General features: G+C 62.9%; 10 protein-coding genes and 1 other RNA gene. 2 read left to right on the top strand and 9 right to left on the bottom strand.

All coding sequences use genetic code 11. The features are described 5' to 3' along the window. Window positions 1-4 precede the first annotated feature (4 nt). The 9 genes from mraY to rsmI form a co-directional block, all read right to left on the bottom strand. Window positions 5-1,087, bottom strand: coding sequence for a phospho-N-acetylmuramoyl-pentapeptide-transferase (gene mraY / locus C7A17_RS15865; protein ID WP_106738923.1), 1,083 nt, complete (start codon window positions 1,085-1,087; stop codon window positions 5-7). Further along, on the bottom strand, window positions 1,088-2,458 hold the full coding sequence (locus C7A17_RS15860; RefSeq protein ID WP_106738922.1) for a UDP-N-acetylmuramoyl-tripeptide--D-alanyl-D-alanine ligase: 1,371 nt from the start codon (window positions 2,456-2,458) through the stop codon (window positions 1,088-1,090). Beyond that, window positions 2,451-3,914, bottom strand: coding sequence for a UDP-N-acetylmuramoyl-L-alanyl-D-glutamate--2,6-diaminopimelate ligase (locus tag C7A17_RS15855; protein WP_106738921.1), 1,464 nt, complete (start codon window positions 3,912-3,914; stop codon window positions 2,451-2,453). Before C7A17_RS15855 ends, C7A17_RS15860 begins: the two co-directional genes overlap by 8 nt. Next, window positions 3,914-5,641: a peptidoglycan D,D-transpeptidase FtsI family protein gene (locus C7A17_RS15850; RefSeq protein WP_106738920.1), complete on the bottom strand. Its 1,728-nt coding sequence runs from the start codon at window positions 5,639-5,641 to the stop codon at window positions 3,914-3,916. The genes C7A17_RS15855 and C7A17_RS15850 overlap by 1 nt, the downstream gene beginning before the upstream one ends. Then, window positions 5,638-5,931: a cell division protein FtsL gene (gene ftsL, locus C7A17_RS15845; RefSeq protein WP_106738919.1), complete on the bottom strand. Its 294-nt coding sequence runs from the start codon at window positions 5,929-5,931 to the stop codon at window positions 5,638-5,640. Before ftsL ends, C7A17_RS15850 begins: the two co-directional genes overlap by 4 nt. Continuing rightward, window positions 5,928-6,872 carry a 16S rRNA (cytosine(1402)-N(4))-methyltransferase RsmH gene (gene rsmH, locus C7A17_RS15840; protein ID WP_106738918.1) on the bottom strand — a complete coding sequence of 315 codons (945 nt, stop codon included), beginning with the start codon at window positions 6,870-6,872 and terminating at the stop codon, window positions 5,928-5,930. The genes ftsL and rsmH overlap by 4 nt, the downstream gene beginning before the upstream one ends. Before the next feature lie 2 nt (window positions 6,873-6,874). Further along, window positions 6,875-7,330: a division/cell wall cluster transcriptional repressor MraZ gene (mraZ, locus tag C7A17_RS15835; protein WP_031303041.1), complete on the bottom strand. Its 456-nt coding sequence runs from the start codon at window positions 7,328-7,330 to the stop codon at window positions 6,875-6,877. A 311-nt stretch (window positions 7,331-7,641) separates the two neighbouring features. After that, window positions 7,642-8,000, bottom strand: an RNA gene (gene rnpB / locus C7A17_RS15830) — RNase P RNA component class A. 58 nt (window positions 8,001-8,058) lie between these two features. Next, window positions 8,059-8,958 carry a 16S rRNA (cytidine(1402)-2'-O)-methyltransferase gene (gene rsmI, locus C7A17_RS15825; protein WP_199796331.1) on the bottom strand — a complete coding sequence of 300 codons (900 nt, stop codon included), beginning with the start codon at window positions 8,956-8,958 and terminating at the stop codon, window positions 8,059-8,061. An 89-nt stretch (window positions 8,959-9,047) separates the two neighbouring features. Here rsmI and C7A17_RS15820 point away from each other — a divergent pair, with 89 nt between their 5' ends. Both C7A17_RS15820 and C7A17_RS15815 read left to right on the top strand, forming a co-directional pair. Beyond that, complete coding sequence (locus C7A17_RS15820) at window positions 9,048-10,856, top strand: penicillin-binding protein activator (protein ID WP_106738916.1); 1,809 nt, start codon at window positions 9,048-9,050, stop codon at window positions 10,854-10,856. Further along, window positions 10,853-11,212, top strand: a complete 360-nt coding sequence (locus tag C7A17_RS15815; RefSeq protein WP_106738915.1) for a YraN family protein — start codon at window positions 10,853-10,855, stop codon at window positions 11,210-11,212. The genes C7A17_RS15820 and C7A17_RS15815 overlap by 4 nt, the downstream gene beginning before the upstream one ends. Window positions 11,213-11,233: the final 21 nt, after the last annotated feature.

Below are 11,233 nucleotides of genomic sequence, written 5' to 3'. Positions count from 1 at the left end.
TCTATTACCTCAGTTTCAGGGTGGCTAGGCCGATCAACACGAGAATCACGGTGATGATCCAGAAACGGACGATCACGCGTGGCTCGGGCCAGCCCTTGAGTTCGAAGTGGTGGTGAATCGGTGCCATGCGGAACACGCGCTTGCCGGTCAGCTTGAAGCTGGCTACCTGGATGATCACCGACAGGGTTTCCATCACGAACACGCCGCCCATGATGAACAGCACGATTTCCTGGCGAACGATCACGGCGATGGTGCCCAGCGCGGCGCCGAGCGCCAGCGCACCGACGTCGCCCATGAAGACCTGCGCCGGGTAAGTGTTGAACCACAAAAAGCCCAGACCGGCACCGACCAGCGCGGCGCAGAACACAATCAGCTCACCGGAGCCTGGAACGTACGGGATCAGCAGGTACTCGGCGAAATTCACGTTGCCCGACAGGTAGCAGAAGATGCCCAGTGCACCGCCGACCATCACCGTCGGCAGAATGGCCAGGCCATCGAGGCCGTCGGTGAGGTTCACCGCGTTGCTCGAGCCGACGATGACGAAGTAGGTCAGCACCACGAAGCCGATGCCCAGCGGAATGCTCACGTCTTTCAACAACGGCAGGATCAGGGTGGTTTCCACCGGGCTCTGCGCAGTCATATAAAGGAAGAAGGCGGCGCCCAGGCCGAACACCGACTGCCAAAAGTACTTCCAGCGGCTCGGCAGGCCACGCGAGTTCTTCTCGATCACCTTGCGGTAGTCATCGACCCAGCCGATGGCGCCGAACAGCAGGGTCACGGCCAGCACCACCCACACGTAGCGGTTGGACAGATCAGCCCACAGCAAGGTGCTGACGGCGATGGCGGTGAGGATCAGCGCGCCACCCATGGTCGGCGTGCCTTTCTTCGACAGGTGCGACTGCGGGCCATCGTTGCGCACGGACTGGCCGATCTGACGCACCTGCAGGGTGCGGATCATCCACGGGCCGAGCCACAGCGACAGCGCCAGGGCGGTGAGCACGCCGAGGATGCCGCGCAGGGTCAGGTACTGAAAGACCGCGAAGCCCTTGTGGAACTGTTGCAGGTACTCCGCCAGCAGCAGCAGCATTTAGTGAATCTCCCCAGATACGCCACACAGCGACGCCACGACCTTGTCCATGGCAGCGCTGCGTGAACCCTTGATTAGTAGTGTGCTGCCGGCCTGCTCGGCGCGAAGCGCTTCGATCAGCTCGGCCTGATCGACGAAGTGGCGGCCTTTTGAACCGAACTCCTCGACAGCAAAACGCATCAGCGGGCCGACGGCATACAGCGCATCGACCTTGCCCGCGGCATGGCGGCCGACATCGCGATGGCCCTGTTCGGCCCACTCGCCCAGCTCGCCCATGTCTCCCAGCACCAGGACGGTGCGACCGGAGAAGCCGGCGAGTATATCCACCGCCGCGCACATCGACACGGGGTTGGCGTTGTAGCTGTCGTCGATCACCCGCACGCCATTCGGCGCCAACTGCGCTACGGCGCGGCCCTTGACCGGTTGCAGGTTTTTCAGCCCGTCAGCCATGGCGACCAGCGGCATACCCAGGGCATGAGCGGCAGCACAGGCAGCCAGTGCATTGGCCACATTGTGTTCACCCAGCAGGTTGAGCTGAATGCGTGCGCTGCCAGCAGGACTGCGCAAGGTGAAACCCTGGCAACCACGCTCATCACGGGCCAGATCGCTGCCGTGGAAATCGGCGCGGGTATCACGCAGGGCAAAGCTCAGCACGTTGCGCGCGGCAGCGCGGCGCTGCCAGGTGACGAAGGCCTTGTCATCCAGATTGAGCACGGCCACGCCATCGCTCGGCAGGCCTTCGAGGATTTCCCCCTTGGCCTCGACGATCTTTTCCGGGCCACCGAATTCGCCGACATGGGCATTGCCTGCGTTGGTGATGATCGCCACCTGCGGCCGCGCCAGGCTGACGGTGTAGGCAATCTCGCCGACATGGTTGGCGCCCAGCTCGATCACGCCAGCGCGATGCTCCGGCGCCAACTCCAGCAGGGTCAGCGGCGCACCGAGATCATTGTTGAGATTGCCGCGGGTAGCCAGCACGGCGCCATCCAGACCAGCGCGCAGGATCGCAGCAAGCATCTCCTTGACGCTGGTCTTGCCGCTGGAACCGGTCACTGCGGCCAGCGGGCCGGCGAACGCCTGGCGATTCAGCGCACCCAGCTGGCCGAGCGCCAAACGGGTATCAGCCACCAGCAACTGCGGCAGCGGCGCATTCGCCACTTCACGCTCGACCAACGCAGCAACGGCGCCCTTGGCGGCCACGTCAGCCAGATAATCATGGCCGTCGAAACGTGGGCCGGTGAGCGCCACGAACAACTGGCCAGCGGCAATGCTGCGGCTGTCGGTGCCAACGGCAGAGAAGGCCACATCGGCACCGATGACGCGTGCATTCAGGTCGGCAGCGACCTCACTGAGCAGCCAGGGCTTAAGCATGAGCTGCCTCCCAGTCCGCCAGGGCCTTGCTCGCTTCGGTCAGGTCGGAGAACGGCTGACGCACGCCCATGATCTCCTGATAATCCTCATGGCCCTTACCGGCCAGCACCAACACATCGGCAACCTCGGACTGAGCGACCAAGCGCGCGATGGCATCGCCGCGACCATGAATGAAGTGCACCGCCTCCGGCGCAACGAAGCCGGCGCGGATATCGGCGACGATCTGCGCCGGGTCTTCGGTACGCGGATTGTCGTCGGTCACCCAAACCACATCGGCCAGGCGCTCGGCCGCTGCCGCCATCAATGGGCGCTTGCCGCGATCACGATCGCCACCACAGCCGAACAGGCAGACCAGACGCCCATCGACATGCGGACGCATGGCCTCGAGCACTTTCTCCAGGGCATCCGGCGTGTGTGCGTAATCGACCACCACCAACGGCTTGTCGCCGCCACCTAGTCGCTGCATGCGGCCGGCCGGCCCCTGCAGCTTCGGCAGTACCTTGAGCACTTCGTCGAGGGCGTAATCCATGCCGAGCAGGGCGCCGACCACAGCCAGCAGGTTGCTCAGGTTGAAGCGGCCCAGCAGATTGCTGCGCAGCACACCTTCGCCACGTGGCGTAACCAGGCGCGCACGTACGCCGTGATCATCAAAATGCGCTTCGCTGCAATAAAGGAAGGCGCTGGCATCGTTCAGGCTGTAACCAATCAGGCGTGACTCGTGGCCCTTGGCAGCCAGCTCACGACCAAAGGCATCATCGAGGTTGATCACTCGGCAGCGCAGGTTCGGCCAGGCGAACAGCTTGGCCTTGGCGGCGCCGTACGCCTCCATGCTGCCGTGATAATCGAGGTGGTCACGCGACAGGTTGGTGAACACCGCCACGTCGAATTCCAGCGCGGCAACCCGGCCCTGATCAAGGCCATGGGAAGACACCTCTATGGCGACTGCGCGTGCACCTGCCTGCTTCATCCCGGCCAGGGTCGCCTGCACGCCAACCGGGTCGGGCGTGGTGTGCTTGCCCTGCTCCAGCGCGCCGTGGAAACCGTTCCCCAGCGTGCCGACGATGCCGCAAGGCTCGCCCAACAGATCCAGAGCCTGGGCCAGCAATTGACTGACGCTGGTCTTGCCGTTGGTGCCGGTGATGCCAATCAGGTGCAAGCCACGGCTCGGCTCGCCATAGAAACGTCCGGCGATGGCCGAAAGTTGCCCGGCCAGGCCCTTGACCGGCACCAGCACGGCACTCTCTGCATGCATCGGCGCTGCGCCCTGGGCCTCGAAGGCCACGGCAGCCGCGCCGCGTGCGATGGCATCGGCGATATGCACGCGACCATCCTGCTGCGTGCCGGGCACGGCCAGGAACAAGTCGCCCGGACGCACCTTGCGGCTATCCAGGGTCAGTTCACGAATCAGCACCGAGCTCTCGGCGGCCGGCAGCAATTGATTGAGTGGCATGGGCATCAGAGGCGCCCTCCCTGACCGATGGCTGCCGTCTTCTGCTCAGGCGCAGGCAGGTTGTCCGGTGCGATATTCATCAAGCGCAGCGAACCAGCCATGACGCGACTGAATACCGGAGCGGAAATGAGGCCGCCGTAATAGGCGCCCTTGCCGGGTTCATCGATGACCACGACCAGAGCGATACGCGGATCCTGCGCAGGGGCGAACCCCGCGAACAGAGAGCGATAGGAATTGGTCTGGTAACCCTTGGCGCCCGCATTGGTCTTGCGGGCGGTGCCGCTCTTACCGGCAACGTGGTAGCCCGGCACCTGCGCACGGAACACACCACGCGGCGCTTCGACCACCTGCTGCAGCATGCCTTGCAGGGTCTTGGCCACTTCGTTCGGTACCACCTGCATCGCGTTCGGCTTGCGATCCACACGAATCATCGACAGCGGCACCATGCCGCCGCCATTACCCAGTGCTGCATAGGCATGCGCCAGCTGCACCGCGGTCACCGACAGGCCGTAGCCATAGGACAGGGTCGCGGTTTCGGCCTGGCGCCATTGCCGGTGGTTCGGCAGATTACCAACGCGCTCGCCCGGGAAGCCCAGACCAGTGTCACGACCGAAGCCCAGATTGCTCATGACCTGGTAGAGGTTTTCCCCACCTACGTCGAAAGCGACCTTGCTCATGCCGACGTTGCTGGAGTTGATCAGAATGCCGGTCAGATCCAGCGCGGGCCCTTGGGTACGGGAGACATCGCGAATGGTGTAGCGGCCGATCTGCAGACTGCCATTGCCCACCTGCACCACATCGCTGGGTTTCCAACGACCGGTTTCCAGAGCAGCGGCCATCGACAACGGCTTGATGGTCGAGCCAGGCTCGAACACATCGATCATCGCGCGGTTACGCATCGCCGCCGGGGTCAGGCTGCGGCGATTGTTGGGGTTGTAGGTCGGATGGTTGACCATGGCCAGCACTTCGCCGGTCTTCACGTCGACCATCACCAGGCTGCCAGCCTTGGCGTCGTTTTCCAGCAGTGCGTTACGCAACTCGCGGTGCGCCAGGTACTGCAGGCGCAGGTCGATGGACAACGCCAAGGCCTTACCGGCCTTGGCGTTCTGCGCAACCTGTACATCCTTGATCAGCTTGCCGCGCCGATCCTTGAGTACCTGGCGCTTGCCCGGAATGCCGGCCAGCCACTCCTCATAGGCCAGCTCCATACCCTCGCGACCACGGTCGTCGATGTCGGTGAAGCCGACCACATGGGCCGCCACCTCACCTGCCGGATAGAAACGGCGAAACTCTTCGATGGCGTAAACACCGGGCACCTTCAGATCCAGCACGCTCTGTCCCTTCTCGGGAGTCAGACCACGCACCAGATACATGAACTCGCGCTCCTTGTTCTGCTCCAGACGCGCCGCGAAGCTGCCCGGCTCCTGCCCCAGAGCGGCTGCCAGTGCCGGCCACTGCTCACGCCCGGCCTGCAGTTCCTTGCCATTGGCCCACAGCGTGGTGACCGGCGTACTGACGGCCAGTGGCTCGCCATTGCGATCGGTGATCAGGCCACGGTGCGCAGGAATCGGAATGTGACGCACGCTGCGCGCATCGCCATGCGCCTTGAGGAAGTCGTGGTCGAGCACCTGCAGATCAAGCATACGCCAGGCAATGGCGCCGACCATCAGAGCGAGCAGCGCCAACACCAGGCGGAAACGCCAGGGATAGAGTGCGCCTTCAAGACCGATCATGGCCGCACCATACGTACAGCGGCGGGATCGGGAATGTGCATTTTCAACTGTTCGCTAGCCAGCGTCTCGATGCGGTTATGCGCAGTCCAGGTGCTCTGCTCAAGAATCAGTCGGCCCCACTCGGCCTGCGCCTTGTCGCGCACGCTGAGCTCGCCGTACAGCTCATTGAGCAACTGACGATTCCAGTGAGCGCTGTAAGACACCGCCAGCGCAGAAAGCAAAATGGCGATGAACAACAGCAGCATCAGAAAGCTGCCGCTGGGCATGGAGCGAACCAGACGGCGGCTCACCGCAACTTCTCCGCAATGCGCATCACCGCGCTACGCGAGCGCGGATTGGCCTTGAGCTCGGCATCGCCGGCATAAACCGGTTTGCCAATCAGCTTCAGACGCGGCTCGAAAGCCTTGGGAATGATTGGCAGGTCGCGCGGTAACTTGTCTGCCTCGCCCTTGGCCTGACGCTTCATGAACTGTTTGACGATGCGATCTTCCAGTGAATGGAAGCTGATCACCACCAGGCGCCCGCCCACCTCCAGCGCTTCCAGTGCTGCGTCCAGGCCACGCTCGAGATCGCCGAGTTCGTTGTTGACGTGGATGCGGATACCCTGGAACGCACGCGTTGCCGGGTTCTTGCCCTTTTCCCAGGCCGGATTGGCAACAGTGAGCACTTGCGCCAGATCGGCAGTGCGGGTGAACGGCTGCTCAGCGCGGCGCTGCACCACGGCACGCGCCATACGCTTGGCAAAGCGCTCTTCGCCGTAATCCTTGAGAACACGAGCAATTTCGTCTTCGTCTGCCGTGGCGATCCAGTCAGCGGCGCTCACCCCGGCATCCGGGTTCATGCGCATATCCAGCGGGCCGTCATTGAGAAAACTGAAACCGCGTGCGGGATCATCCAGCTGTGGCGAAGAGACCCCCAGGTCGAGCAGGATGCCCGAGACAGAGCCGGCCAGGCCGCGGACAACGGACTCCTCGCCAAGTTCCGCAAAACTGCGCTGCACAACGACAAAGCGGCCGTCTTCGGCCGCCAATGCTTCCCCGGTGGCTATCGCCAGGGGATCTTTGTCGAACCCCAAGAGCCGCCCACCTGGGCCAAGCTTCTGCAAGATCAACCGACTGTGCCCGCCGCGGCCGAAGGTGCCATCGATATAGCAACCGTCCGCGCGCACAGCGAGGCCCTCGACGGCTTCGTCGAGCAGCACGGTAATATGGCGCAAGCTGCTATCGGTCATGGTCACAGGATCAAGTCACGCAAATCATCGGAAAGGGCACCCGGCTGCTTGATGGCGGCCAGGTCGGCTTCGGCTACGGCATTCCAGGTATCTTCATCCCAGAGTTGAAACTTGTTCAGTTGGCCGACGAGCATCGCGCGCTTGTCCAGCTTGGCGTACTCGCGCAGACGCGGCGGCACCAGGAAGCGGCCACTGGCATCGAGCTCTAGATCGACGGCATTACCGATCAACAAACGCTGCAGGCGACGGTTCTCTTCACGAAAGGAAGCCAGCTCGCGCAGCTTGTTCTCGATCAGCTCCCATTCGGCCAACGGATAGACACAGAGACAGGGGTCGACAGCATCAATGGTGACGATGAGCTGGCCTGCACAACGCGAAACGAGCTCGTCACGATACCGACTCGGCATCGCGAGGCGCCCTTTGGCGTCGAGACTGATGGCGTTAGCTCCGCGAAACACGGCTGCGCTTCCCCTGTAATTAGCTTTCCATGCCCATAAAAACCCACTTCATGCCACTTTTTACCACTCGCGCACACTATAGGAACGCGTACGCCCCACCGTCAAGGCGCGTCAGAAGGGAAAAATCCTTACAGGACGGAGATTTAGCGAACAAAAGCGAGGAGAAAAACGATGCTGGGACGGGAAAACGACACGCAAAATCCAGCCATTCCAGCGAGCTGAAAATCAAACTTAAAGTAGTTTCTTAAGAGTAAGAATTTTTCGGTATCAGACGGGCGGGGGTTTAGAAGCGCGCAACGAGGAGAAGAAAGGTGGAGAGTCGATCTGTAAGCCGGGTTCTGTCGAGGACAGCCATTCCTCTACGACGTACATCACTGCACGTCTTTAGCAACCTACCCGGTTCCAGCGCGGGCCACGCCAATGGAACCCTATTTGGTCTTGCTCCGAGTGGGGTTTACCTAGCCACGGACTGTTGCCAGCCGTGCGGTGCGCTCTTACCGCACCTTTTCACCCTTACCGGCGCCGAAGCGCTTAGGCGGTTATTTTCTGTGGCACTTTCCGTAGGCTCACGCCTCCCAGGCGTTACCTGGCACTCCGCCCTATGGAGCCCGGACTTTCCTCCCCCCCGCTTCGCGGAACGAAACGAGGCAGCGACTGCCCGATCGACTCTCCGCCAGCAAGGGTACCGGGGGTGATGGCAAGCTGCAAGCTAGACCGACGGCTTACACCTAACCCTTGCGCTCCAACGCGACCTGATAGAGCACATTCTTGCGCACCCCGGTGATCTCCGCCGCCAGCGCGGCTGCGCGCTTGAGTGGCATTTCCGCCAGCAGCAGGTCAAGCACGCGCAACGCCTCGGCGCTCACCGCTTCATCACCTTCCGGCGCCTGCCAACCAGCCACCAGCACCACGCACTCGCCCCGCTGCTGATTACTGTCAGCGGCAACCCAGGCGCACAATTCATCCAGTGGCAATCCCTTCAGCGTCTCGAAAGTCTTGGTCAGTTCGCGGGCAAGCAAGGCCTGCCGCTCACCTCCGAAAACCGCGCGCATATCCTCCAGGCATTCGAGAATGCGATGCGGCGCCTCGTAGAAGATCAGCGTTCGCGGCTCTTCACGTACCTGCTCCAGCCGCGATCGACGTCCAGCCGCCTTGGCTGGCAGAAAACCTTCGAAGATAAAACGATCCGATGGCAGACCGGCAGCAGAAAGCGCAGCGATCAATGCGCAGGCACCGGGCACAGGCACCACCGGGAAACCCGCCGCACGCACCTGGCGCACCAGATGAAAGCCCGGGTCGGAAATCAGCGGCGTCCCCGCATCGGAGATCAACGCCACATCCTCGCCAGCCTCCAGCCGGGCAATGAAACGTCCGCCCTGCTCACGCTCATTATGTTCATGACAGGCAACCAAGGGCGTCGCAATGCCGAAATGCTGCATCAAGCGGGCGGAGTGCCGGGTATCTTCGGCAGCGATCAGCGCCACATCTCGCAGAATCCGCAGCGCCCGTGCACTGATATCGTCCAGATTGCCGATTGGCGTGGCGACCACATATAAGGTGCCGGGCTGAACACTGGCGACAGCGGGCTGAGTCACAAGAAACACCTCGTTAATTGAAAGACCGCTCATTCTAGCCGGTTAAGTCCCGGCGGCATCGCATGGATCTCGACCCTTGGGTACAATCGCCGCTCGTTTTGCTCAAGTATCAGGATGACCCGATGATCGCTAGCCTGCGCCCTCTTTCTGCTCTCGTTCTGGCAGGCCTGCTCGCCGCCTGCGCCAACTCGCCCTCCAATAGCCTGGGCCAGTTGCCGCGCACCCCACAAGCCAGCATCGAGCAGATGCTCCAGCAAGCCGACGCCAGCAAGCCGGAGCAAGCCGCCCTACTGCGCCTGTCCGCTGCCGACCAGGCTTACCAGCAGAAAGACGTTGCGCGCGCCGCACGCATTCTGGAGCAGATCGATATCGCCAGCCTGCAACCCGCACAACAGATCTTCGCCAGTACGCTGAAGGCCGAACTGGCCATGCAGCGCAAGCAGCCCAAGAGCGCCCTGAAAGCACTGCTGCACCCGAGCCTGGAACGCCTGGGCGAGCTGCCAGTCGAGCAACAGGTTCGCACCCAGCTGGTTCGCGCCCGCGCGCTGGAAGCCGATGGCCAGACCCTGGCCGCTGCCCGCGAACGCGTGTTCATTGCCCCACTGCTGAGCGGCCAAGCCGCTCATGACAACCATGAAAGCATCTGGGAATTGGTTTCCAACCTGCCGCCCCAGACATCCGCAGGTGCCGATAGCGACCTGGCTGGCTGGCTGGAACTGGCTCGCGCCACCAAAAGTGGCGCCACACTGGAACAGCAGCAAGCCGCCATCGACCAGTGGGTCGCCCAAAATCCGCAGCACCCGGCAGCCGAACAACTGCCAGAGGCACTGAGCAAACTGCGTGAACTGGCCAGCCAACCACTGACCCGCATCGCCCTGCTGCTGCCCCAGGAAGGCCAACTGGCCAGCGTCGCACGCGCCCTGCGTGACGGTTTCCTCGCCGCCCATTACGAAGCGCAGCAGGCCGGTCAAAACCCGCCGGACATCAAACTCTACGACAGTGCCCGCATCGGCTCGCTGGACGCCTTCTACCAACAGGCACAGGCCGACGGCGTGCAGCTGGTGGTTGGCCCACTGGAGAAACCACTGGTCAAACAGCTGAGTGACCGTGAACAACTGCCTATCACCACCCTGGCACTGAACTACAGCGACTCCGGCCAGGAAGGCCCCGCGCAGCTATTCCAGTTCGGCCTAGCCGCCGAAGACGAAGCCCGCGAAGTCGCTCGTCGCGCCTGGAACGACGGTATGCGCCGCGCCGTGGCTCTGGTACCTCGCGGCGAATGGGGCGACCGCGTACTCGATGCGTTCCGTCAGAGCTGGCAAGCCCAGGGCGGCACCCTGATCGCCGCCGAGCACGTCGACCAACCTGTAGAACTGGCCCGACAGATCGCCGACCTGTTCCAGCTACGCGAGAGCGAAGCACGCGCCCGCCGCCTGCAGAACACCCTGGGCACCAGCCTGGATGCGCAGCCCGCACGTCGCCAGGACGTCGATTTCATCTTCCTTGCAGCAACCCCACAACAGGCGCAGCAGATCAAGCCAACCCTGGCCTTCCAGTACGCGGGCGACGTACCGGTGTATGCCACCTCACACCTGTTCACTGGCGCCCACAGCCAGGCCCAGTACCAGGATCTGGAAGGCATCCGCTTCTGCGAAACCCCATGGCTGCTGGACGCCCACGCACCACTGCGCCAGGAAGTCAGCAACCAGTGGCCACAAGCCGGTGGCAGCCTCGGCCGCCTCTATGCCATGGGCGTCGACGCCTATCGCCTGGCACCACGCCTGGGTCAACTCAAGGCACTGCCGGAGTCACGTATCGACGGCCTGTCCGGCAGCCTCAGCCTGAACCCGGCGCAACGTATCGAGCGCCAACTGCCCTGGGCCGAGTTCCGTGGCGGTCAGGTTCAGCGACTCCCCGACAGTATCAATTGAGCAGCCATAACGATCTGGGCCGTGCCGCCGAGCAGGCGGCACGTCAGCACCTGGAACGGAACGGCTTGCGCCTGATCGAACAGAACTGGAGATGTCGCCAAGGCGAGCTCGATCTGGTCATGCTTGATGGCGATACAGTAGTATTCGTCGAAGTCCGCGCCCGCCGTCACAGCGCCTGGGGCGGCGCCCTGGAGAGTGTCGATGCGCGCAAGCGTGGCAAGTTGATCATGGCCGCCGAGCTCTTCCTCCAGCAGCAGTCTCGCTGGGCACGCCACCCCTGCCGCTTCGACGTGGTCGCCATCAGCACTAACGGCGCCACACATCTCGACTGGATCAAGAACGCCTTCGACGCCTGAAGACCGCACACTCAAGGTTTA

The sequence above is a fragment of the Pseudomonas mendocina genome (assembly GCF_003008615.1).
GTDB classification, from domain to species: Bacteria; Pseudomonadota; Gammaproteobacteria; order Pseudomonadales; family Pseudomonadaceae; genus Aquipseudomonas; species Aquipseudomonas mendocina_C.
Note: the sequence above shows the minus strand (reverse complement) of the source record. Positions and strands in the feature narration are given on the sequence as shown.